Origin of the sequence: Mastigocoleus testarum BC008 (assembly GCF_001456025.1) — a bacterium.
GTDB classification, from domain to species: domain Bacteria; phylum Cyanobacteriota; class Cyanobacteriia; order Cyanobacteriales; family Nostocaceae; genus Mastigocoleus; species Mastigocoleus testarum.
On record NZ_LMTZ01000024.1, the window covers coordinates 91,439 to 117,829 of the forward strand.

Genomic DNA, 26,391 nt, shown 5'->3' on the forward strand with positions numbered 1-26,391 from the left:
GGCTAGTACTCTTAACTATGGAAAGATGACGCCAAAGCCCAGTGTAGCTAGCTTAATCCAACAAGGACACGACCGACTAGATAAGGGAGATTACGCAGCCGGTTTACAAACTTTTCACCGAGCTGCTGCACTGGAACCGCAAAACCACAAGGTTTTGTATGGTTTGGGTTTAGCTTGTTACCGACAGGAAAAATATGAGGAGTCGGTAGAATTTCTCAAGCGAGCTTTGGAGGTCAAACCGAATTATATTTTGGCGTTAGCACGTCGGGGTATGGCGTATAAACAACTAAAGCAGACACAGCAAGCAGAGTTTTTTGAGCGAGTTATTAAATTGACGCCTCAAGATGCGGAAGATTGGCGGGGTAGAGGTCTTGCACTGAGTAAGTTAGGAAGATACGAAGATGCAGTTGCTTCCTACGACAAAGCTATAGAAATTCAACCTGACCACTACTATGCTTGGTACAACCGGGGAGTGACGCTGGATGATTTAGGAAGATATGAAGATGCAGTTGCTTCCTATGACAAAGCCACAGAAATTAAACCTAACCACTACTATGCTTGGATAAATCGAGGAGTAGCATTGTATTCTTTAGGAAGATATGAAGAGGCGCTTGCTTCTTATGACAAAGCCATAGAAATTAAACCTGACTTCTATTGTGCTTGGAACAACCGGGGATTAGCGTTGGTTGATTTAGGAAAACACGAAGATGCATTTGCTTCCTATAACAAAGCCATAGAAATAAAACCTGATGACTATGATGCTTGGGTCAACAAGGCATCAGCGCTGTATTGTTTAGGAAGATACCAAGAAGCAGTTGCTTGCTATGACAAAGCAATAGAAATAAAACCTGATGACTATAATAGTTGCGATTACCAAGGATTGGCACTTTTTTATTTAGGAAAATATGAAGAAGCAGTTAATTCTTATAACAAAGCAATAGAAATAAAGCCCAATGACTACGATACTTTGTGTTACCAAGGAGCAGCGCTGTTTCATTTAGGAAGATATGAAGATGCACTTATTTGTTATGACAAAACAACAGAAATTAAATCTGACGACTATAGTGCTTGGGGAAATCGGGGAGCAGCGCTGTTTTACTTGGGAAGATATGAAGATGCAATTGCTTCTCATGACAGAGCAATAGAACTTAAACCTGATGACTATAATGCTTGGTACACTCGTGGGGTAGCGCTGGGTAACTTAGGAAGATATGAAAATGCGGTTGTTTCCTACGATAAAGCCATAGAAATTAAACCTGATGACTATAATGCTTGGTACAACCGGGGAGTGGTGCTGTTTAATTTAGGAAGATATGAAGATGCTGTTGTTTCCTACGATAAAGCCATAGAAATTAAACCTGATGACTATAATGCTTGGTACAACCGGGGAGAGGCGCTTGCTTGCTTAAGAAGATACGGACAAGCACTCATTTCTTGTGACAAAGCCATAGAAATTAAACCTAATGATTATAATGCTTGGTACAAAAGGGGGTTGGCGCTTGCTTACTTAAGAAGATATGAAGATGCTGTTGCTTCCTATGACAAAGCTATAGAAATTAAACCCGATGACTATAATGCTTGGAATTGTCGGGGAGGGATGCTGTTTCTTTTAGGAAGATATGAAGATGCAGTTGCTTGCTATGACAAAATCATAGAAATTAAACCTGAATTCTATAATGCCTGGTACACTAAGGGGTTAGCGCTGAGTGATTTAGAAAAATATGAAGAAGCACTTACTTACTATGATAAAGCGATAGAAATCAAACCTGACTTTTATCATGCTTGGAGTAACCGGGGTTCTGCACTGCGCTATTTAGGAAGATATAAAGATGCAGTTGCTTCTTACGACAAAACTATAGAAATTGAACCTGATAACTACAATGCTTGGATAAGTCGGGGATCTATACTTTGTGACGACTTACAAGAATATAAAAAAGCGATCGCCTCTTTCGAGCGAGCCATAGAAATTGAACCTGATGATTACTCTGCTTGGTACACCCGTGGAGTAGCATTGGGTAAATTAGAAAAATATGAAGAAGCGATTGCTTCCTATGATAAAGCAATAGAACTTAAATCTGACCACTATAGTACTTGGAATAACCGGGGATGGGCGCTAGCTAACTTAGAAATATACGAAGATGCAATTGCTTCTTATGACAAAGCGATAGAAATTGAACCTGGTAATTACTCTACTTGGTACGCCCGTGGAGTAGCGCTGAGTGATTTAAAAAAATATGAAGAAGCACTTGTTTCCTATGATAAAGCAATAGAAATTAAACCCGATCTCTACTATGTTTGGAATAACCGGGGATTAGCTTTGGCTAATTTAAGAAGATATGAAAATGCACTTGCTTCTTATGACAAAGCAATAGAACTTAAATCTGACGACTATGATACTTGGAACAACCAAGGAACTGCACTCATAAGTTTAGAACAATACGAACAAGCGGTTGCTTCCTATGACAAAGCAATAGAAATTAAACCCAGTGACAACAATGCTTGGAACAACCGGGGATTATCACTTAACTATCTAGGACAATATGAAAATGCAATTGCTTCTCTTGACCAAGCAATAAAACTTAAACCTGATGATAACAATGCTTGGAATAACCGGGGAAACGTGCTGAATAATTTACAAGAATATGAACAAGCACTTATCTCTTGTAACAAAGCAATAGAAATTAAACCTGATGACTACAATCCTTGGTACAACCGGGGAATTGCACTGGCTAACTTAGAAAAATATGAAGATGCTATTGCTTCCTTCGAAAAAGCTGTAGAAATTAAACCTGACTTTGATGACGCTTGGAATCGCCGGGGAATTGTACTTTGTGACAACTTACGAGAATATAAAAAAGCGTTATCATCTTTTGTTCGAGCCATAGAAATAAAACCTAATTTCTACGATGCTTGGTACAACAAAGGAGTTGTGCTAGCTAATTTAGAAAAAAATGAAAGCGCAATTACTTGCTATGAAAAAGCCATAGAGCTTAAACCTGACTACTATAATGCTTGGAACAATCAGGGAAATGTGCTGAATAATTTAGGAAGATATGAAGATGCACTTGCTTCCTTTGACAAAGCCATAGAAATTAAACCCGATCTCTACTATGCTTGGAGCAACCGGGGTTTGGCGTTGGCTAATTTAGGAAGATATGAAGATGCAATTGCTTCCTACGACAAAGCTATAAAGATTCAACCTGAGTTCTATAATGGTTGGAGAAACCGGGGTTTGGCGCTAGTTAACTTGGGAAGATATGAAGATGCAATTGCTTCCTATGACAAAGCTATAGAATTTAAACCTGAATTCTACGATACTTGGAGTGACCGGGGCTTAGCATTGGTTAATTTAGGAAGATATGAAGAAGCGATTGCTTCTTGTAACAAAGCTATAGAACTTAAACCTGAATTTTATGATTCTTGGAACACTAGGGGGGCTATACTTTGTGACAAATTACGAAAATATGAAGAAGCGATCGCGTCTTTTGATGAAGCCCTACGCCTAACAGATTACCAATATTGGCTAGCTTGGAGTAATAAGGGTATAGCACTTCTGAATTCCCAAGGTTATAAAGCTGCGGTAAAATGTTGGAATAATGGTATCAAAACACTCAAACCTGATACTCCCAACTATGAAGAAGGTTGTGGTGAGTTGCATCGGAAAAAGGGCGAAATCTTATACATCCACGGGAAGAAACAAGCTAATCCTTTCCCTGACTGGTTTGACGCTAAGGACAGCTACGAACAAGCCCTAAATTTCCTCAGCTTCGAGAAATTCCCCCAACGTCACTTACAGGTTTTGCAAGAATCGCTCCAAGTTTATTCTACCTTGGGTGATAAAAGCGGATTCCAAAGACACTTGGAAGAAGCCACTCAGCGCTTAGAACAGTTACTAGCAAAATCTGAAAATAAAGGAAGTAAAATTAGTCTAGCGCGGAAATTTGCAGCTTTTAACCAAATGCGGGTAGATCTTCGCCTCCAATCAAATGATGAAAACAAGGAAATAGCTGCTTTAGAATTGGCGGAACAACGAAAGAACACTTGTCTGGCTTGGTTGCAAGAAAATTGGGATTATCAACCGCCTCAGTTCACTTACAAGGATATGCAAAGACTGCTTAATCCCAAAACTGCAGCGATTTACTGGCATATCAGCCCTAATGTTATTACTACATTCATTATTAAATATAATAAGTCTCCTATAGTTTTATCCCCTGCTGATTTTTTGCAAAACTCATCACAGCAAGAATCTAGCTTCACCCATCTCGAACAATTACAAAGTTTTCAAACTTGGATGGAGAAGTGGAAACAAACTTATCAAAATTATTGCCAAGGAGATTATACAAGTGAAACTAAAGAAACAGCATCTTGGCGACAAAATATAGAATATATGTTGCTCAATGAACTCCGTGACATTTTAGAAATTAATCGTCTCCGAGAATATCTCACAGATGTTGAGCAGTTAATTTTGGTACCCCACCGGGAATTACATCTACTACCTTTAGATTACCTATTTCCCTCACGTTTCAACGTTACATACTTACCCAGTTTTCAAATCGGTTTAAAGCTTGTAGCCCAGTCACCAAGCAAATCCAACCAGGTAAAGGATAAACAGTCTTTTCCTGCGTTACTAAATATTACAACTAATGATTCACCATTTACAGCAATTGAATCGATCGCACTTGCAACCCTATATCCAAACTGTCGCGAGTTGAAAGCTCCTGAAATCAACCAAAAATCTCTAATTACAGCTTTAAAGCAAAGCAATAATGGTTATTTCCATTTTACCGGACATGGCGACCACATCCCAGAACAGCCGCGAGAATCATTTTTGCAGCTAACGCAAACTGATAAATTAACCTTGGGGGATATTGTTGATGACAAACAATTAGATTTGAGTCACTACGAATTAATTTGTCTTTCCGCATGCGAAACGGGAATTACTAGTGCAGAAAGTCTAGTTGATGAATATGTAGGTTTAGTAAGTGCTTTTCTCGCCAAAGGTGCAAGCTACGTTATCAATAGTCTGTGGACAGTAGACGAACGTTCCACTGCTTTATTAATGATTCAATTCTACCAGTTACTCCAGCAAGGCAATACCGCTAATATTGCTTTGAAACAAGCTAAACAATGGTTGCGTCAACTTACTTACGAAGACCTAGCACAATGGTATTTAAATTTAGCTGCAAAATTAAAGGAACCCCAATGTATTGATTATTTAAAGACTGAAGCATTAATGATTAAAAGTGACCGAAATAAAATGATATCGAATAAATGTATCTATGATCATCCTTATTATTGGGCTGGATTTATTTTAACTGGTAAACCTGCGTGATAACTATAAACTCTAATATTGGTGGTTCATATCATTAATTCTGACTTATTCGTTTGTTGTCAAAACCTTGTAGAGACGCGTTCATCGTTAGCAAAGCGTGTCCGTCGGACATAGATCCATCTCAATTTCGCGTCTCTACAAAGTCAATTTTCAAATCGGAATACCATCTTCTAAATTTCTATGCTTAACCAACTCCAACAAGTCACACTAATTTCTTTTCTCAGAGCTTTAGTAGAATTAGATTCTCCATTACCGGCACAATTACAAAGGGAAATTAATGAAGTTGCTAAAATGTATCAAACACAACCAGATAAAGCAATTAATTACTTGATAAAATTAGCAGAATCTGATGTTATTAAAGAACCTTATCAGCAAGCAAGAATTAATATTCAGAAAAATTATGAAATTCAAGAACGTAATAAATTCGATAAACCCAGTCAACAAAAAGCTCCAGCAGTTCCTCCAGAACGGATAGCTAATATTGCGATCGCTATCTTTCAAGCTCCTGATTCGAGTAAAGAAGCAAAAAACCACAAGTCAGAAATTATGCCTCAAGACCGTGTCTAAATCATACCTAAAAATCATGCCTGAATAACTACAAAAATATTAATGAGTAAGATTGTATATCCGACACTGGATTTATTTATTTATAACCTTATAGAACAATCAGGTGAAATTGAAGTTGAAATTAACAAAGTATATGAAAATTATTGGTCAAATTTACCAGAGCGACTACAACAAAAGCACTTTTCAACTGAAATCAACCACGAAGACACACAACGTCTAGATTTCAACGGTCAGATTCGCTATGGAGTTGATGGCTGTTATAGTCGGATAATGTTTGATGATACTACTTGTTTGCGCTACAGTTGCTCTTTAGAGAAAGAAGTAGATATATCACAAATTCCATCTACCATTAAAGAACTTAAAGATTTTGCAGATTTACCCAACGCTAATAAATTAACTGATAATTTATCATCCGGACAACTCTCGCCTCATGGCTTTTTGGGAAAAACCTGGATGGTATCCGGTTGGACTGTTCCAGATAGTTCTCAAATTCCTACCTATCAAACCACTGAAGACATCGCCAGTAGGATTTACAAATCTTTAATTGGTAAACAACATCAACATCAGCAAAAGGGGGAATTTTTAGGCGCGACAGTTTGGGAAATGTGGAGTAGCGATACCCCAAAGACCTCTAGTTTAACTAACCGTCGTTGGGAAGGAATAGACAAAAATAGTCACGTTATGGTTATTTTCTATCAAGATAAGGATACATTTGGCGAAGCTGCTAGACGTTATAATGCTTGGCGATCCTTATTTTATTGCAGACATAAAATTATTTGGGCTTACGAACAAGGAAGAGAACTCAAAGCCCGCTTAGCAAAACAATTGAAGCAAAATTTAATAGATACACATAATAACACTACATTATTAAAAAAAGGATTGGGCGAACTCAAAAAAGATTTACAAACAAATAGTAAGATATTATCAAGTTACATCCAAGATATAAATTTACTACCAATTCAACAAAATACAGTAGCAGTCAATTTAGATAACTACGAAAAACAACGTCAAGATGACTTTCCTACAGAGAAATTTTTAGCAGAATTCGGTCAAATAGCCAAAAATAAGTATCAAGTTCAATTAGAAAAAGATTACCTTAGTCTCAACCCAGGTTTAGCAATTCTAGAAAACGTTACCAGCACCATTCGCGGGATGGTAGAAATAGAACAAGCACAACGCGACCGCAATCTCAACAACACCGTAGCGATCGCAGGAGTTGGATTAGCAACCAGTCAACTAGCATCTGCTGTAATTATTGCCCAAAAACCTCCCGAAAAATGTACCGAAAAATGTCCTCCTTTCTTCCTGACTGAAGCTTTCGTTTTGAGTATTGCTGCTGGTTTAGTAGCAAGTTTTCTGGTTTGGATTATACTTACTTTGTTTAGACAGAAGTGAGATTTTCTTCATCCCTAAAAAATACAGGGAAAAGAAAAATACAAAAAAATTCGCAATAGTAAATGTTTGTTTTGAGTATTGTTACTACTTTTGCCAAAATCTTCCTACTTGGGTTTATACTTTGCCTCTAAGGCAATATTGAAAATCGACCATTTATATCAGATTCCACTAATTACTTACTATACGGTTGAGGTTGTCAATAATTGTTGATTAACCAATTACCAATTACCCATTACCAATTACCCATTACCAATTACCCATTACCAATTACCAATTACCCATTACCTACCCATTACCAATTACCCATTACCTACCCATTACCAATTACCCATTACCTACCCTCACAGATATCATAAGTTTTCTCAAAGTTTATTTTTAAGAGTGCATCATGGCAAAACGCCTTCTCATAGTCGAATCTCCCGGTAAAGTTAAAAAACTCAGTCAAATTTTAGGCGGAGATTGGATTGTGCGTGCAAGTTGCGGTCACATCCGAGGACTAAGTAACAAAGGTGAAGATTCACTCGGTTTTAGTATAGATGGTAATAGGGTTAAATGTAATTACATTCCTCGCGATGTGCGATCGAAAGAAACAATTCAGAAGCTAAAGTCTGCAGCTAAACAGGTTAGAGAAGTAGTTTTAGCAACCGACCCTGATCGCGAAGGTGAAACCATTGCTTGGCATATTAAAGAAGAATTAGGATTAAGGCAAGCACCAAAAAGGGTAACTTACAGCGAAATTACAGTATCAGCAGTTCGGGAAGCGATCGCTAATCCCAGAGAACTCGATTTAAAGTTAGTCGGTGCGGGATTATGTCGAGATTGTTTAGATAAATTAGTCGGTTACAAATGTAGCCCTCTAATCTGGAAATTAAATAATGGTGCGAAGAGTGTTGGTAGGGTTCAAAGCGCCACATTACACTTAATTTGTAAACGAGAAAGGGAAATCCAAACATTTGTCCCTCAAGATTATTGGAATGTTTGGGTGGATTACATTCTTGGGTCTGATGGTTCAGAAGGATTTCGTGCTTATTATAAGGGAACCGAAGATTCTTCTTCCAACAGAAACACTACAGAGCAAGAAACAGAAATCTTAGATGATGCAACAGACAATAAAAATACTAAGACACCCGAGTCGAAACGTGTTTTATCTGAAGCAGAAGCAAAAAGATTAGTCGAAATAGCAAGAAATAATTCCCATAAAGTTATTCAAGTTGAAGGAAAAGTTGTCCATCGCAAACCACCTCCACCATTTACCACTTCCACTCTCCAACAAGCAGCGGGTTCCAAACTAAAGTTTTCTCCAGATAAAACTATGGTTGTCGCCCAAAAGCTATATGAGGCTGGTTTAATAACATATATGCGGACAGATTCAGTCGCTTTGAGTCCTGAATTTACCGCTAGCGCTCGGAAGTGGTTACAACAAAACGATCCAGAAAATTTACCAAACAGATTGACAAAATATCGTAGCAGTAAGTCCGCTCAAGAAGCTCACGAAGCGATCCGTCCAACCGATGTATTTCTCAAGAGTGTTGATTTACGCGAAAAAGTCCCCCCTGACGAGTTCGACCTGTATGTAATAATTTGGAAACGAGCAATCGCTTCTCTATGTAAAGATGCTCGGCTACGTAAAACAAATATAATCACTCAATCAGAAAAGTTATTATGGCAGGCGAGGGGACAAGTTGTCGAATTCCGTGGTTATTCCCGCTATTGGAATAATATCAGTAAAGATTCTGTATTACCTCATTTGCAAACTAATCAAGCACTGACCCTGAAAAATGCAGAGTATGAGAAGAAACAAACTCAACCACCACCTCGTTACAGCGAACCAAAGTTAGTGCAATTAATGGAAAAAGTGGGAATTGGTCGTCCTAGTACCTATTCTTCTACTATTGCAACCCTGAAAAAAAGAGATTACGTCCAATTAATCAAGAAAAATTTACAACCCACAACTTTAGGGTTAGAGGTCGATACCTTTTTACAAAAAGCATTACCCGATTTACTAGAAGCACAATTCACCGCTCAGATGGAAGATGCTCTAGATACTATCGCCCTTGGCGATCGCGACTGGCAACAATATCTGGCAAATTGGAATAAAACTTATTTAATACCAGCCCTTTCTAAAGCTCAGACATTAATTCCAGAAGCTGCAAAGAATAGCAGTTCTTTCCAATATCAAACTAAAAATACACACAAAACTAAAAATACAACTCAAACCAAAGCTCAAGCTGGGACTACAACTAAATCTGCAGGTAAATCTGGAACTACAACTAAAACTGGAACTACAACTAAAAAATCCAGAACTCGTTGTCCTGAGTGTAATCAATTTCTATCCAAAATTCCCAGCACTAAAGTTAAGAAAAAATATTTTCTCAAATGTACGAGCGGTTGTGAAAATCTGGTGATGTTTTGGAATGATTTTAGCAAAAAATGGCAACTACCTCGGAGTAAAGAAAATCAAACAGATAATAAATCTTTAGATCAAAAATCTCCAAATAATAAATCTTTAAATCATAACTCTCCAAATCATAAACCTCCACAATCCCTTACTTCCTATCCATGTCCTGTTTGTAAAAAACCATTGGAAGAATATAGTTATAGTAAAAATGGACAGAAAAAAAGCATGCTGAGATGTTCTGATTCAAAGTCGCGTCAGGATAAGAAGCATAAAGATGTAGCATACTTTAAAACCAAAAATGGTGACTGGTGGAGTCCAAAATTTGGCGAGCTTTAAAGGTTTTAGTAGGAGATAGAAGTCAGGAGTCAGGAGTCAGGAGTCAGGAGTCAGGAGTCAGGAGTCAGGAGTCAGGAGTCAGGATAGTGTTTTCCCTAAAATATTATTAGCTTTTATAATGAGGTTTAAACCCAAATTTTAGCTTTTACCCTACACTTACTCGATTAATTATAAGTGATTTTAAATAGCTTTTCGTGCAATATGAAAAGCTGAAATGTAAGAGGTTTGAATATCTCCTTCGCAATTCTGCTCCAAAACTTCTTTTAAAGCTGTAAATAAAGAACTTCGTTGCTGTGATTCCAACGCAATGAAAGGAGACAAAGTACTTAACATCGCCAAGTAATCATCAATACTATAATTTACTTCACACCGTAAGTATTCGTAAAACAAGCTTTGGAAATAACTAGAATCGATTATCCTTCCCCCAAACTCCCTGATAGTTTTTTCCTGAATTTCTGGATCTTCATATCTTGTTACAGATGGAGCTTGCTTTTGGTAAACTTCACTTAATAACTGGTAAATTTCATAACTTGGTTGTGGTTCTTTGTTCGATAACAGAATTAAACTACTATTATCTTTTAAAGCTTGAGCAGATTTAGAACAGCGAATTTCAGGTGAAATCCAATGAAAAGCAGTTGCAGCAATTACCGCATCAAATTTATTAGTTCCTAATTCCCACTCCTCAAACGTAATATTTTGGATCTCTACATTAGGATACTGAGCGCAGTTTTCACGAGCAAATTCACAAGATTCTGGACTCGGTTCCAAAGACACTATAGAAAAACCCAACTTAGCAAATTCCACAGTTGCAATTCCCGGACCGCATCCTAGTTCCAGAATTTTAGCGTTCGGGGTAAGTTTGGCTAACTCTACGATACGATTAATAAGTTGTTTGGGATAACGCGGTCTAGTTTTGTTGTAAGCTTCAGCAACAGAAGAATACCAAGTTTTTTTCTCCGATAAGTCTTGGGAATAAATATGTTTAAATTGTTCTTCGAATTTTTTCATGATTTATATTTCATGATTTATATTTCATGATTTATGTTTAATGATTTGTAACTCATAATTTGTAATTCATAATTTATAAATTATTCTATTTTGGTTCCCAGAAATCTTCAGACTTGGAATTATTATCATATTTTTCAATCGCTAAATTTACATCCTTAATATGCTGATAAGCCCATTCTCCCAAAACAGCAAGTGGTTCAGCTAAAGATTCACCCAAAGGTGTCAGTGAGTATTCAACTCGAGGTGGAACGCTTGGAAATACTTTTCGTTCGATTAACCCCGAGCGTTCTAAATTGCGGAGATTTTGCACCAGCATTTTAGGTGATATATCAACTATTTGTTGTTTTAAACCGGTGTATCTTTTTTTCCCTTGAGTTAAGGCATAGATTATCAAAATTGTCCATTTGTTCGCTATTTTTTCTAGAAGTTGGTGTCCCTCACAACTAGTATCAAATACCCCCATATTAGCGATGCGATCTAGTGCGGGTTGAGGTGGATAATTTAGTTCACCTCGGTTGCGATCAAGATTAAAAGTCATCTTTGACTTACCAAAAGGTTACTAATGTACTTTCCCGTAAATCCTTCCGGGTGTCTATTTGTTTATGTTACTCAATTGAGTACAAAGTTTGGACGAATAAATAAATATGAAAGCTATTGTCATTGAACGTTTCGGTCAACCCAGTGTTTTCCAAACAGCAGATTTACCCATACCAGAAGTACTTCCCCATCATGTCTTAATTCGGGTCGCTGCAACCAGCATCAACGCAGTAGATGTAAAAATCCGTGAAGGTGTTGTTCCTGATATTGCTCCCAGTTTTCCAGCAATTTTACATGGAGATGTAGCCGGGACAATTGAAAAAATTGGTGATAATGTTGAAGGTTTCAAAGTTGGTGATGAGGTTTATGGTTGTGCTGGAGGGGTCAAAGGAATGGGAGGAGCTCTGGCTGAGTATATGTTAGCGGATGCTAGGCTCGTTGCCCATAAACCAAAATCTTTGACTATGTTAGAAGCTGCTGCATTACCACTCGTATCAATAACAGCATGGGAAGGTCTCGTCGATCGCGCCAAAATCCAACCAGGTCAAAAGGTTTTAGTTTATGGTTCAACTGGAGGAGTGGGTCATATTGGTGTGCAGTTAGCAAAATGGGTTGGTGCTACAGTCTACGCATTGATATCGAGCGAGGGAAAAGCAATGATCGCAAGTGAATTAGGTGCTGATTTCACTATCAATTATCGCCAAACTCCTATTGAAGAATTTGTTGCAGAGTACACGAATGGTGAAGGCTTTGATATCGTGTTTGACACAGTTGGAAACGATAATTTGCAAAACGCCTTCAAAGCAGCAAAACTCAACGGAACTGTAGTCTCTTTGGTTTCTTTATCTCAACAAGATTTGACTTTACTTCATGCTAAAGGATTAACCCTACACCTTGTTTACATGCTGCTCCCAATGTTATTTGATGTTAATCGCTCCCATCATTCTGATATTCTTTCTCAAATTGCTCATCTTGTCGATGAAGGTAAATTACGTCCACTTCTAGATTCTAAGTCTTTTAGGTTCGTGGATGTCAGCGCAGCCCATACATATCAGGAATCAGGAAATGCAATAGGTAAAGTTACTTTAGAGCAATCCTTCGAATCCACTTAAACGCAAATATCGCCCTACGTAATAATGTTAGGACATTGATAAATCCCAACAGCTATGATTTGTAAGCTTTTGCTCACCATTAGGAGATTCGCAGGTAGTTACGCTACTTGCGAATCTCCTAATAACTTGTGCGTAGGGCTTACTTTCATATTTCTAAGACAAATCTCAGCTAATTCTCACTAATTAATCACTGATTATTCATACTCATACCCCATATTGTTAATCAAGATAAAACAACCAAAGGAGATATTGATATTATGGCAACTTTATGCAAACCCAGCGTCATCCTACCAGATTATGTAGTTACCCAAGATCAGATGATTGAACTGATGGAGAGATTTTATGCTGATAATCCCAATCTTGAGCGCGTGGTGAAAATGGTACGCAATACCCAGATAGATAAAAGACACTTTGTTAGACCTTTAGAAGAGAGTATAGTACACCAGGGTTTTGAAGAGCAAAATAATATCTATGCTCGAGAAGCAAAGAAATTAAGCAAACAAGCTGCGCAGGAGGCTCTCGAGAATGCTCAATTAACAACAGACGATATTGATATGATTATCGTCACATCTTGTACTGGTTTCCTAATGCCTTCTTTAACAGCATATCTCGTCAATGAATTAGGTTTACCCTCGACAACTAGACAAGTTCCAATTGCTCAACTAGGTTGCGCTGCAGGGAGTTCAGCAATTAACCGCGCCCATGATTTTTGTCTGGCTTATGGGAATGTTAATGTTTTGATTGTTTCTGTAGAACTGTGTTCTCTTTGCTTTCAGCCAACCGATGGACATATTGGTCCGATGCTCTCTTCAGCTTTATTTGGTGATGGGGTTTCAGCTTGTGTGATGAGAGGCTTGGGGGGAACTGGTTTCAAACTTGAAGCCAATGCAACTTTTGGACTCCCTAATACAGAACACTATATTGCTTATGATGTCAAAAATACTGGTTTTCACTTTAGACTAGACAAAGAAATACTAAACTCCATTGAGCCAACAACGCCAGCAATGAAAGGTTTTGTCAATCAACAAGGAGAGAATATATCAAAACTTGATTTTTATATATTCCATACAGGTGGACGAAAAATATTAAATGAGATAGTTAAAAATCTTTCTATAGACGAGCAACTAATCAATGAGAGTAGAGCTAGTTTAGCTGAATCAGGTAATTTAGCTAGTGTTGTAGTATTTGATGTTCTCAAGAGAACTTTTGAAAATAACCGACCAAAACATAACGACAAAGGCTTTCTTGCAGCTTTTGGACCTGGTTTTATTGCTGAAATGAGTATTGGTTCTTGGTCAGAAGCATAAAGAAAATAATTTTGCGTACTAATCAAGTTTAATTTGTAAGCGCCCCACAAGGGGGAATTCAAAATTCAAAATATGACCTGCGGTCATGCAATACCTACGGTACGCTATCGCTAGCCGCTAACAAAATTCAAAATTAATTAAACCCCCTCGTAACGAATAAAACTAACATATTTTTTGGCTTTGACTGAAACCTTTGCTATGTAAGGTTTTGAAAATGTACAAGTTAAGAGTAAATGAAACTAGAAGTAAATAAGTACTGGTATTTTAATTATGAATAAGTCAATTGAGTTTTACCAAGAAAAACAGCAAATAAAATATATATACTTGCAAGCAGATGTAGAATCTCTATTACTAAAGTTAAAAGTAGAAATAACAGATAACAAAACTATAGAGTTAGGAAAGCTTTCAAGGGCAAACGGTTAAAATTATACAGTACCAATATTACTGCTGCTCCCAATTCTATTTGACGTCAATAGCTCCTAGCATTCTGATATTCTTTCTCAAATTGCTCGTCTTGTTGATTTAGGTAAAATAGCTCTGAAGCAATCGTTTAACCTTAGTTGACATGATATCAGTTAGCATGACAAAAAAGAGCAATAACTTCCTATACAAACTAGCAATTAATCCGTAATAATCAAATGTTGTGTAAATTCAAAACTTAAAGCAAATACCAACTATGTCCCTCAATAACTATTACACCCTCGGTCGTTCTGGATTGCGTGTTAGCCCTTTAGCTTTAGGTACAATGACTTTTGGAACCGAGTGGGGATGGGGTACGGATCCTGCAACTTCCAAAACTTTATTTGATACCTATGTCGATGCAGGTGGAAATTTTATTGATACTGCCGATCTGTATACTAATGGGACTAGTGAAACTTTGGTGGGAGAATTTATTCGCGATCGCAATTTAAGAGATAAAATAGTCATCGCTACTAAATTTTCCTACAATGGTGAACCTGGAAATCCTAACGCTGGCGGTAATGGACGTAAAAATATCATGCGTGCGGTGGAAGGCTCACTTAAGCGTTTAAATACTGATTATATTGACCTCTATATACTGCACACTTGGGACAGAATTACTCCTGCACAAGAAGTTATGCGTACCCTAGACGATCTAGTAAGTTCCGGTAAGGTGCGTTATGTTGGTCTTTCTGATGTTCCTGCTTGGTATGCTTCTCGCGCTCAAACGATTGCAGAGTTAAGGGGTTATGAAAGGTTATGTACTCTGCAGCTAGAATATTCCTTGGTGGAACGAAATATTGAAAATGAGTTTGTTCCTTTGGGGACAGAACATGGAATGGGAATTATGGTTTGGAGTCCCTTAGCTGGCGGTTTGCTCAGTGGTAAATATCGCCCCAGTGAAGAAGGAGCGGGTGAAGGTCGCTTGGAAATGATGAAAGGTTCAAATAATCCAGCCTTTCAAAAATTCACTGAAAAAAACTGGCAAATTGTCGCTGAATTAGAAACAGTAGCTAAAAAGATAGGGCGCAGTATGGCGCAAGTAGCAGTGAATTGGTCTGCAAATCAACCTGGAGTTGCTTCAGTAATTATTGGTGCGACAAAACTCCATCAACTTCAAGATAATTTACAAGCTTTAGATTTTACTATTCCTGATGAGCTTTTAGTAACTCTTAACCAAGTTAGCGCTTCAACTCCAACATTTCCCTATAGTTTCTTTGGTTCGGAAATTCAAAGTATGATTCATGGTGGAGTAACAGTGGGTGCTAAACCTGAAGGTTACTATCCCAAAATCGAAACCAGTGGTACTGCTGCAGGCGTTGACTCCGATCAATAATATTACTTTCACGTAGAGACGTAGCACTGCTACGTCTGCGACTGCTACGCCTCTAAAAAAATGATATTTTAATATTCAAACAAAATAATACAAACTACCGATAATCTTTTCTTTGAATATCTCGTAAACGCGCAGCATCACGCATACCATATTCATGACGGCAAAAACGATTTAATTGGGTTTCAAAGAATTCTCGGTTTGATTTCAAATGCTCGATATTTGGATCGTCTAATGAATACAAAAGTGCCGTCCGTAATGCTTGAATAACTGCTGATGTCACATTATACATTGACCTTTGGAAAGTAATTCCCAATTGAATCAACATATCATCTTCACCACGGCAGTATTCTTGATAATAATCGACTAAATACTGGGGCAAGAAATGCAACATATCTTGCATCAATAATGTTGGGGGAATCCCAGCGGTACCTACAGGAAAAACATCTGCATAAAGGATACCATAATGAAAATCTTTTTGTTCGTCCGGAACTTGTTTGGCTTGGGCGTTATAGGATTTTGTACCCCTGAAGGGAGCAGTACGATAGAAAATTGCTTCTACATAAGGTAAAGCAGCTTCATACAACCAAGTAAATCCTTTAGATTTGGGAATTACCTCATAACATTCACCGCGAATGTAAACGTGATGGTAAATGGGACGACCTGCGACAGCAAAGATTCCATTAACAAGAAAATCCATTGCTTCTGGGACGCTAGTCAGTTTTCCTTCATCATATAAATCTGACATTTCAAAGAAAACTGGTGCCATTACTTCCCAGAATAAACCCAAGTTCGCATAATAGGAAGCCTGACGACACTGCTCTAAAAACATGTCCGGGAACAGTTTATAAAAACCTTGCATGATCGGATTACCTTTAAAGTAAGCCTTAATTGCTCGGTCGGCATTTTCTTTATATTCTTCAGAATCTAAATAAGCATCAAACTTACCTAAACCCATATCTCTACCATGCCATAACATTGACCGCATACAGGCTTCAGCAAATTCCATATTGATGCGATCATGAAACCAGTGATGCAATAATTTGGGCATTTTAAAGGTTTCGCCCTTTTCGATGAATTCCATCAATTCAGGATGGGCTGTAGCTTCACCACGCCAAACTCTTAAGTCTGCATCGTCACCAGCATAATGATTGTGCAATTCTAAGTATTCCTTTGGCAAGAAGTATTTAAAAAAAGGTAAGGGATTTAAAAATACTCTCTCGCCAATATAAAGCAAATCCCGCCAATAAAAATCCATCGGTACGGCGTAAGCTTTATAAATACCAATAATTTGCATTAAATTTTCCGGAGTATCCGGTAACATTGAACCACCTGCTTCCAAACGGTGAATTACTTCTGCAAATTCATGATCCGAAGGTGGTAATTTTGAGTTTGTTTTATCTGGGGTTTGTACCATTTTTTTAGCTTGGTAATGGGTAATTGGTAATTGGTAATGGGTAATTGGTAATGGGTAATTGATTACTCCCTCTGACTCCTGACTTCTGACTCCTGACTCCTGACTCCTGACTCTTTACTCCTTACTCATTACTCATTACCCATCACCAAAGATGCTGTTTGTACTGATTGCTGAGTAGAAACGTTTACAACCATCGCAGCGCTGGTTTGTTCGCTCCAACGCACTAACCAATTTGGCTGTACTCCTAAGAAAATAATTAAAACTGCTAATATCACTGCTGGCATTTTTTCATGCCAAAATACTTTGGGATAGTATGCTAAATCATTATCGAGTTTGCCGAAACAGGTACGATTGAGAAGAATTACGAAATAAACTGCTGTTAAACCCGTCGCGATAACGCATAATAATGTAGGAATGGGGAAAATCGAGAAACTACCCTGAAAAACAATGAATTCAGCAATAAAACCTGTCATTCCCGGAATTCCGGCACTACCCATACCTCCTAAAATTAGTAGAGCGCTAATAAACGGTAAACCCCGTACCGGACTCATTAAACCATTAAGTTTATCTAATTCTCGGGTTCCCACCTTGGATTCCACAACTCCCACCAGATGAAACAGAATCGCCAAGATAATACCGTGACTCACCATTTGGGATATTGCACCAACTAACGCTAACGAAGTATTTGCAGCAGCAGCTAACAGAATGTAACCCATGTGACCAATGGAACTATAAGCCACCATACGTTTAATATCTTTTTGCGCGATCGCGGTTACAGCTCCATACATTGCACTGACTGCTCCCCAAATTGCTAAACCAGGAGCGACAAGACCCCAAGTTTCGGGGAATAAACCCATTCCAAAGCGTAAAACACCGTAGGTTCCCAATTTTGCTAATACTCCACCTAGTAAAATTGCGACCGGTGCAGAAGCTTCAACGTAAGCGTCTGGTAACCAAGTATGTAAGGGAACTAAGGGAATTTTAATTCCAAATCCAACTATGATTGTAGTAAGTAGAATTAATTGCAGAGTTAATGATATACCTTCGGTTGAAATAACATCGTAATTGAAGCTTGAAGAGCCACTTAACCAGACAATACCAAGGAAACTTGCCAGAATTAGAGCGCCGGAAACAGCAGTGTATATCAAAAATTTTATACCAGCATAAGAACGCCTCTTACCACCCCAAATGGAAATCAGTAGGTAAAAAGGAATTAACTCTAACTCATAAAACAGGAAGAATAACAGCAAGTTCTCTGCAGAAAATGCCCCAGCAACTCCACCACTCACCAGCAAAACCAGGGAGTAAAAAAGTCGAGGCCGTTCAGTAGTTTTACTACTACTGTAAATAGCAATCCAAGTTAGCAAACTATTCAACAACAACATTAAAATTGATAACCCATCAGCCCCCAACTGATAACTTAAACCTAAAGTTTCATTCCAAGATAAATATTCTTGTAGTTGGAACTGGGGATTAGCAATATCAAAATTGAACAGTATAAAAATATTCCATAGAAAAGTAATACCTGCGATAAATGCAGAAGCAAAACGAATTTGATTTGCAGGAATCTTTTTTGGCAGTAGTGCAATAATAACTGCACCAAAAATCGGTAACCAAATTAAAGTACTGAGCATTTTTTGTAAGGATATTAGATGTGAAATTTAGATGATTTTTGAGATGTATTTTGATGTTTTGATAATTATTTTTTCATCGTCGAAATTTTTAATTATTTACTTTTGTTATTCGTTTTTTTAGGATTTAATATTTGATTTTTATAATTAATAACTAAATTTTTTGGATGGCGGGATTTACCCGCCTTAGTTTAATTAAGAATTAAGTCAGGGTTAATTCAATAAAATTAAGCGACGAGACTAACTTTACCTGTATCTAAATCATAATATCCAGCAACTATTTTCAGCTTTTTATCCTCCACAAATTTAGCAAGAACTGGTGATGTCATCAGAGTTTTAATTTGCAATAATGCATTTTCCTTACAAGCATTTTCTAGAGCATCGCCATACTTACCTTTAACATTTTTTACTGCTGGTTTAATCGCACTAATTAAAGTACTAATATGACCTGGGAAATCACCATCTGTCATAGCTGCTGTAACTGCACCACATCGTTTATGTCCCATAACCATGATTACTTTTGTACCTAGTTTATATGCACCATATTCCAAACTAGCGATTTCTTCGGGAGTGGCAACATTACCAGCTACTCTACATACAAATAAATCCCCAAAACCCTGGTCAAATAACATTTCCGCTGGGACTCGCGAATCAGCACAACTTAAAATTGATGCAAAAGGTTTCTGACCATTTGCTACTTGTAATAAACGTGCATAACTGCGGTTAGGTTTCTTTTGTTCTCTGAAAAGAAAACGTCTGTTACCATCTATCAATTTTTGGAGTGCTTCATCAGGACTTATATTGTTTTCAGCAACAGCTGGTTGGGGAGATATTAACTCAGAACCTAATTCTTCTGCTAATATTCCTGCCCCTAATGCTCCTGCACCAAATCTAATTAAATTCCTTCTAGATAGATGTTCTTTCACCTATTTTTCCTCACATTAATAGTCAATAGGAAACAAATGGAAACAGCGTAACAAAACATACAAATGAGTTTTAGCTTCACCCATTTATAACCAGTTAACTGTTAAATGTTTACTTTACCTGTTAACCGCAAACTGTCAACTGTCAACTAATTGTCCTTGCAAACCTTTCCTGTCAACTAAACGTTTAGAAAATGTAAGACTATTAACGCCGAGCGGAATTAAATCTCAAGCTTAAAACTTAAAATTTAAAACTTAAAACTTAAAATATCACTTCCAAAAAACTGTTCCAGTATTTCCAAGTTAAAGCAACTCCTAAAAAACCAACTCCCAAAAGTACGGTAAGGACATAAAATTGGGTTTGTCCTGAGTTACTGTATTTGAGACCTTCTCCACCTCCCAAAGATGCTAAACCAACCAAATTCACAATTCCATCCACTACAAACCGATCAACAATGTCTGCTAGCTGAGACAATAAACCAACACCCAAAACTATAGTCATGCGATAAAGCTTGGGGGTGTAGAAATCATAAGCAATTAAATCTTGCAAACCTTTCCAAGGAAGACGAATCGGTTTAGGGATGTTACCCAGATAAATTACACCGCTAATGCTGCAACCAAAAATACTCGACCAAATCAGCAGTAATCCCACATCTTTGTTTAAAGTTGCCCAACTGGGTAAAATTGATACGGTTTGCAATAAGATAGGTAAATGTAAAACAAAACCGACTAAAAAAGTCATCGGTAAAATCATCTGCCAACTCACTTCAGGAGAGCGATAACTCATTGACTGATGTTTACCACCCCAAATTAAACCAAATTCTCTGGTTAAACTAAATGCTGTTAAGCCGTTAACCAATATAATCACCCCTGCTAACCAAGGTTGGGTAGTCCACACCCCGGAAGCTAATTTTAATAACGCCCAAAAGCCACCTAGAGGTGGAACAGCAATTAAACCCAGAGTCCCTACAATATAGCCAATTGCGGATACGGGACGACGGGACCACAGTCCTCCGAGTTGGGTAACATCTTGGGTAATATTATTCCAAACAATTGTTCCGGTACCCATCACTAATAATGCCGCAGATAAAGCATGAATTAGTACCAATAAAAGTGCAGCTTCATCTTGTTGGGTTCCTACAGCAATAAATACCAAACCCATGTAAGCACTCACAGAGTAAGATAAACAACGTTTGATATCAATTTGAGCGATCGCAATTAGTGAAGCACCAACAGCAGTAATTGAACCAATTACTACCATTGTGGTGGAAACTACGGGCGACAAACTCAACACCGGTTGTAACTTAATTAATACCCAAGCTCCACTAGCAACTACTACCGAGTTCCGTAAAATTGTACTGGGAACTGGACCCTCCATTGCTTCATCTAACCACAAGTGCAAGGGAAATTGGGCGCATTTACCCATAGGACCAGCAATTAATGCTAAACCAACTAATAACATTAATTTTGGATCTACATTAGCTGTAGCAGCCCACTCACCTAATTCCCAATAGTTCCAAGTTCCTGCTAAGGGATATATTGCTAACACACCCATTAACAAAAACAAGTCTCCTACCCGTTTGGTTAGAAAAGCATCTCTTGCACCCGTTACCACCAAAGACTGACTGAACCATAAACCAACTAAGAGATAAGTTCCTAAAGTTAGGACCTCCAAAATCACATAGCTGAAGAATAAATTATTACATAAAGCTAGGGCACACAGACCAGCTTCAAATATACCCAATAAAGAATAAAAACGCGCCCATCCCCAGTCCATTTCCATATATCCTACGGCATATACCTGGGCGAGAAAATTCAAACCTGCAATTACAGCCATGGCTGTCACACTAATTGCAGATATTTCCAAATCAATAGATAGATTTAAACCTGCTGTATTTAACCAAGGAATAGATAATTCGTACGGGGGCTGATTCCAAGCTAATGGTATTGTTAGAGCACTGTGAACAAATGCCAAAAAGGTCGCAATTAAGTTTACATAACCCGACGGTCTTGGACCCGTACGGCGAAGTATTCCCGGCGACCAGGGAATAGATAAAAGTCCCCCAATTAGTGCATAACAAGGCACTAACCAAACGCTTTCGAGCAAGAAATCAGCCATAGATATCTGTTTCTAAAATGTTTCTAAATGTCTCTGAATGTGAAAAATTCTAAATTTGCAAAGATAGTAGTTACGGTCATATGCACGAAAAACTGCAACCGCTGCCCCTTAATAATACGTGTCTCAAAAATTTAGCCTAGTTAATTTTTATTACAGGTTATTACTTATTAGGTTAGCTTTATATAAGGAAAAATGGAATTATTTTCATAGATAATTCAACGATATATATTGTAAGAAATTCTTATATATAGAATTATCTAATAAATAATATTGTTTTATCTTAGGGATTTTTTATTATGGATTTTTTAATCTGTAAAGTATACCATTTTATCAGGATTTACGTAACGACAGCGGACCCATAAGGTAGCAGTTCCCTAGGTAGCGCAGCTATAGCTTGTTGCTGTACCTTTCGGCGTAAGCATCTCCGTTTAGGCTTAAGGTCCCTTTAGGACCGCACGCAGCCTGCAGGTCATATTCTTAATTTTTTAATTTTCAGTTTCCCACTTCTGTAGTCTTTTTCTGACTTCTTCAAAGTCGCTATATTTAGGAGGAACTTTCTTGAGTAATTCAATAGCTTCTTGCTTGTGACCGCTAGAAGCTGATACTTCAATAGCATAGGTATGCATTATTCTACCTAAATGTTCTTCTAAGCAATCTGGTTTCCCGTTATTTTCATATGTTGTTTCTAATTCTTTAAGTGTTTCCCCAAATCTCAATATTGCATCTTCACTAATATTTCCATTTTGATTTATTCGGCTTTTGTAATTCATAATACCTGCTTGCGCTTTAGCTGTTGCTTTTTTACAAATCGTTTGGATCGAAGTATTCTGCTCTTCTCTACCAGAGATGACAAACCATATCCAGGATATAAAACCAAACGACAAAATGACTAATAATATTAAAGTCGCCAATTTCCAAGGATTTTTTGGTTCAGTATCATCTGGTTTTTTATTTTTTGGTTCAGTATCATCTGGTTTTTTAGGCGCACTTGGAGGTTTTATACCAATTGGTGTTTTAGGTAAGTCTAATTTCCAGACTTTAATTGTTTCATCACCACTTGCAGATATCCCATAGCTATTATCTGGGGTTAAAGCTATGGAGGAGACAACATCCGCGTGTTCTTCAAATACTTTTAAAGTTTTATCTGCATTTTTCTCGCTGATATCCCAAATTTTAATAATTGCATTCCCGTTTCCCGATATGGCAAAACGATTATCATTGGTTAGAGAAACTGAATATACGTCAGCGTCTTCATGAAATGTATGCAAACACTTACCCGTATTAACATCCCAATATTTTAAAGTTCGATCAAAAGCACCAGATAATGCAAATTTACCGTCGGAACTAAAACAAACCGAACGTATTTGGGCTGTATGTTCTGCGAAAGTACGCAAGCATTCTCCTGTCGCGATATCCCATAATTTCAAACTGCAATCGAAGCTACCGGATAGTGCAAAGCCATCGTCCGGACTCAAAGCAACTGAACGCACTGCATCTTGATGTTCGTCTAGAGTAGAGAGACATTCTCCTGTTTCAACATCCCATATTTTTAGAGTTTTATCAAAACTACCAGATATAACGAAACTATTATCGTGACTCAAGACAACCGAACTTACTGTATTGGTATGTCCCTCGAATGTTTTAATACAATTTCCGGTTTGAACATTCCAAAACTTAATAGTTTTATCGGCGCTACCAGAAATAGCTAATTTGTCGTCGCGGCTGAGATAAACTGAATAGATTGCTTCTGTATGACCATCAAAAGTAAGCAAACAATTTAGTAACTTATTTTGAGTAGAAATGTTTTGAGTAGAAACTTCCCATAACTTTAGGGCTTTATCAAAGCTCCCAGACAAGACTTTTGTCCCATCCGAACTCGGACAAACTGATGTTATATAATCTGAGTGCTCGACAATAATCTCGGATTTTAATTGTGGAAGTAAAGCTTGTATATGTGGAATTAAATCTCGCGCGTTGACACTTTGTGCTTGTAAAAGTGCTTCGTTGAAATTATTTTCAGCCTCTTGATTTCTCTGTTGTCTCAAGAGTAACTCACCGCGTTTAAGCAAAATAATTGCCATTGCTTCCGGTGAAATTTCTCGGTCATTAACTTCAGTTTCTAAATATTTTAATAGAGAATACTTGTCGTCAAGACTAGCTTCCGACGCTAAAGCCCGTTCGAAAAGTTGCCAGCGCTGCTTATACTTTATTGTAGATGTAAAAACAGTAGCATCTTGCAAAAGATTGCGTGCCCAGTTAATATTATATTGCCATCCCAGTATTAGATGTTCTGTTAGTTTAGTATCGTTCCAAACAAAGTTTTCATCATATTCTTTTTCATCGCGCCACTGCCAATGATGAACTAAATTATTGATTGTCTCGGTAACTTCTTGTGTTTCTAATTGCTGCTTAATATTTAAATTTTGAATCAGGTTATCCAAACGTTGTTGGAAATAGTTTCTCGCCCGTCTGTTGAGGTCTAATATTTCTGGAGTAAAGCGCTGCTCTGGTTCTAACAAATACTCTTGGATAAACACTTTATACTGCTCATCCAACTTAAATTCATCCGGTAAAACAAATGAATAGCGAAGATGGAGTTGTTGCAATCTTGAGTACAATTCCGTATCGTCTTGAGCTTTGAGTATCCTTCTTAATAATTCCTTTTCGGGACGACGCATAACTGCTAATGCATACACCGCCTGTTTATCTTGTTCGTTTAAACATTGATTGAGAAAAAGTTGTGCGACTAAACGTTTTTTCCCTTTTGTAAGAATCGGCGCTTCTGGATGATTAAATATTGTGTCTTTAGCGACTCCATCACGCCACATATTTGCTAGCATTTTAACTGCTAAAGGATTCCCAAATGTCAATTTTTTAAATTTCTGAGCATCTGAATTTGTTATCGGTCTATATTCTGCGAATTTATTAAAATATTCTTTGATATTATCGATACTAAACTCATTAATTTGAGAACTTATAGTATGTCGGGGAAAATCTTGGATATAACCCCGAAAATCAACACCATCATCTAACTCCGCTATGGAATTAACAGCTTCATAGCAAACATTAGCATCAGTATTTTGGTCTTCTAATAAAGTAATTAGTAACTCAGAAGCTCTAGGATGATTTATCCCACCTAAAGCTCGTGCTGCTTCAATCTTAGTTGCTGTTGTAATGTTACAAATCTCTTTTTGGAGAAAGTTTAATGCTAAATAATCTCTTAGTATTAAATGTCTAAAACTATAAGTTACAGGATTTTGATTAGTAGAAACTATTAAGTTTAACTGTTGAGATAGTGTGATTAATTCGTCAATTTTATTTTGAGCAATAACTTGATAATGTCTTTGGATAACAAGCCTAAATGTATTCAAATAAATTTCATTGTCATCGGGGTGTAAATCCCCCATCATTGCAATCGCAACATGTCCTAATAGATTCTTGAGATCATCTAAAGATAATGGTAATTTTTCTCCATGGGTTTCCCAATTTCGTTTTTCTAAACGTTCATAAGTCTTGTCCAAAAAACTATTGAACAATTCGCCAATATTACCAATAGCTGCGACTTTATCAATATCTTGAGTACTTTTACAAGTCTCGACAAAAATACTTAGTAGTAGTGGATTGCTAACTATCTTCCGCAATCCTCTATTTTTCCTGAGTAGATTCCAAAGTATCTTACTGATTTGAGTATCATTATCGAAAATTTGGTTTATATAGTCTTGAATATCCTGGTTTTTTAAAGCTTTAAGTTCTACTGCTCCATTGAATATAATTTTTATATTATTATTGCTTGATATATCTTTATAATCTTGACTCCGACAGCTAACAAGTATATTGACCCCTGTAAATTCTTGGTTAAACTCAGATAACTGTTGAAGAAACTCTAAGCGGTAATCTTCTTTTTCTGAGTTTGGGTCTTCCGGTAATTTAGAGACACGATCAGGAAGCTCATCTAGTCCGTCTAAGACTAATACAACTTGTTGTCCTTGAATTTTTTGTTTTAACAACTCTGCTGAATATCCTTTATGGTAGGCTACCCAATCAAGAATTGGAAGTTGTTTGTTACTCCAAGTCCAAATTTGTAAAAATATTATTAGATGATCGTTATTTTGCTGTTTGAGATTTTGTTGAAATTCTTTTAATAAAAAACTTTTACCTATTCCCGGTTCACCTAGTAATAATAAACTACCATCATAAAAGCTAAAAGCATCTTGTAAATTATCGAAGGAATGCTGTTCGAGTTCGGGTATTAAATTAGCTTGAACGAAACTTGGCTGATTTTCTAAATTACGAGAAAATGAAAAGAAATGATTGTGGTTATTCATAATCTTTCCTATTATTTGTAATCGCCGACACCCGCTAAGGATGCGGCGGCTAAACCTAGAAAGTCCGGTTGCGCGGACGATGAAAAATAAGATTTTTGATTTTATCTCCTCTGATAGAAAGAAGAAGAAAGAGGAAAGAGGGAAGAAGTGTTTGTACGTATTATATTAACGGCTTTGTTTCTGTAGAGAGGT

The 26,391-nt window shown here is 37.3% G+C and carries 17 protein-coding genes; 10 read left to right on the plus strand and 7 right to left on the minus strand.

Going from position 1 to position 26,391, the window contains the following annotated elements; genetic code table 11:
* The first annotated feature begins 25 nt into the window (after positions 1–25).
* The 6 genes from BC008_RS46120 to BC008_RS49270 all read left to right on the plus strand — a co-directional run bounded on the left by BC008_RS46120 (position 26) and on the right by BC008_RS49270 (position 10,138).
* Positions 26–5,332, plus strand: a complete 5,307-nt coding sequence (locus BC008_RS46120; RefSeq protein ID WP_058183324.1) for a CHAT domain-containing protein — start codon at positions 26–28, stop codon at positions 5,330–5,332.
* A gap of 180 nt (positions 5,333–5,512) precedes the next feature.
* A complete protein-coding gene (locus BC008_RS05550; RefSeq protein ID WP_027847099.1) occupies positions 5,513–5,899 on the plus strand; it encodes a hypothetical protein in 387 nt (128 codons plus the stop codon).
* A gap of 42 nt (positions 5,900–5,941) precedes the next feature.
* A complete protein-coding gene (locus BC008_RS05555) occupies positions 5,942–7,294 on the plus strand; it encodes a hypothetical protein (RefSeq protein WP_027847098.1) in 1,353 nt (450 codons plus the stop codon).
* A gap of 203 nt (positions 7,295–7,497) precedes the next feature.
* Entirely contained in the window at positions 7,498–7,650 is a 153-nt protein-coding gene (locus BC008_RS46125) for an alpha/beta hydrolase (protein WP_161938077.1), read from the plus strand.
* Positions 7,651–7,682: 32 nt separating this feature from the next.
* Positions 7,683–10,028 carry a type I DNA topoisomerase gene (gene topA / locus BC008_RS05560; RefSeq protein WP_027846908.1) on the plus strand — a complete coding sequence of 782 codons (2,346 nt, stop codon included), beginning with the start codon at positions 7,683–7,685 and terminating at the stop codon, positions 10,026–10,028.
* Positions 10,001–10,138 (plus strand): hypothetical protein, encoded by a 138-nt coding sequence (locus BC008_RS49270; protein ID WP_161938078.1) that lies wholly within the window; start codon positions 10,001–10,003, stop codon positions 10,136–10,138. Before topA ends, BC008_RS49270 begins: the two co-directional genes overlap by 28 nt.
* Positions 10,139–10,208: 70 nt before the next feature.
* Here BC008_RS49270 and BC008_RS05565 read toward each other — a convergent pair whose 3' ends face one another.
* The gene (locus BC008_RS05565) at positions 10,209–11,036 is read right to left on the minus strand and encodes a class I SAM-dependent methyltransferase (protein WP_027846069.1); all 828 of its coding nucleotides are present in this window, start codon (positions 11,034–11,036) and stop codon (positions 10,209–10,211) included.
* Positions 11,037–11,121: 85 nt separating this feature from the next.
* Positions 11,122–11,574 (minus strand): winged helix-turn-helix transcriptional regulator, encoded by a 453-nt coding sequence (locus BC008_RS05570; protein ID WP_027846068.1) that lies wholly within the window; start codon positions 11,572–11,574, stop codon positions 11,122–11,124.
* 106 nt (positions 11,575–11,680) lie between these two features.
* On the opposite strand from BC008_RS05570, the gene BC008_RS05575 reads away from it, so the two are divergent.
* From BC008_RS05575 to BC008_RS05585, 4 genes are all read left to right on the plus strand, one after another.
* Complete coding sequence (locus tag BC008_RS05575; protein WP_027846067.1) at positions 11,681–12,685, plus strand: zinc-dependent alcohol dehydrogenase family protein; 1,005 nt, start codon at positions 11,681–11,683, stop codon at positions 12,683–12,685.
* 257 nt (positions 12,686–12,942) lie between these two features.
* Complete coding sequence (locus tag BC008_RS05580; protein ID WP_027846066.1) at positions 12,943–13,992, plus strand: type III polyketide synthase; 1,050 nt, start codon at positions 12,943–12,945, stop codon at positions 13,990–13,992.
* A gap of 270 nt (positions 13,993–14,262) precedes the next feature.
* Positions 14,263–14,415 (plus strand): hypothetical protein, encoded by a 153-nt coding sequence (locus BC008_RS49275; RefSeq protein WP_161938079.1) that lies wholly within the window; start codon positions 14,263–14,265, stop codon positions 14,413–14,415.
* A 253-nt stretch (positions 14,416–14,668) separates the two neighbouring features.
* The gene (locus BC008_RS05585; RefSeq protein WP_027846065.1) at positions 14,669–15,787 is read left to right on the plus strand and encodes an aldo/keto reductase; all 1,119 of its coding nucleotides are present in this window, start codon (positions 14,669–14,671) and stop codon (positions 15,785–15,787) included.
* Positions 15,788–15,881: 94 nt separating this feature from the next.
* Here the strand turns inward: BC008_RS05585 and BC008_RS05590 are convergent, their stop codons facing one another.
* From BC008_RS05590 to BC008_RS05610, 5 genes are all read right to left on the minus strand, one after another.
* A complete protein-coding gene (locus BC008_RS05590; protein WP_027846064.1) occupies positions 15,882–17,201 on the minus strand; it encodes a CO2 hydration protein in 1,320 nt (439 codons plus the stop codon).
* Between the two features lie 128 nt (positions 17,202–17,329).
* Complete coding sequence (locus tag BC008_RS05595; protein WP_027845466.1) at positions 17,330–18,835, minus strand: NADH-quinone oxidoreductase subunit M; 1,506 nt, start codon at positions 18,833–18,835, stop codon at positions 17,330–17,332.
* Positions 18,836–19,059: 224 nt separating this feature from the next.
* On the minus strand, positions 19,060–19,758 hold the full coding sequence (locus BC008_RS05600) for a carbonic anhydrase (protein WP_027845467.1): 699 nt from the start codon (positions 19,756–19,758) through the stop codon (positions 19,060–19,062).
* 259 nt (positions 19,759–20,017) lie between these two features.
* Positions 20,018–21,874: an NAD(P)H-quinone oxidoreductase subunit F gene (locus BC008_RS05605; protein WP_027845468.1), complete on the minus strand. Its 1,857-nt coding sequence runs from the start codon at positions 21,872–21,874 to the stop codon at positions 20,018–20,020.
* A gap of 485 nt (positions 21,875–22,359) precedes the next feature.
* Complete coding sequence (locus tag BC008_RS05610) at positions 22,360–26,199, minus strand: NACHT and WD40 repeat domain-containing protein (RefSeq protein ID WP_058183326.1); 3,840 nt, start codon at positions 26,197–26,199, stop codon at positions 22,360–22,362.
* Between the last annotated feature and the right edge of the window lie 192 nt (positions 26,200–26,391).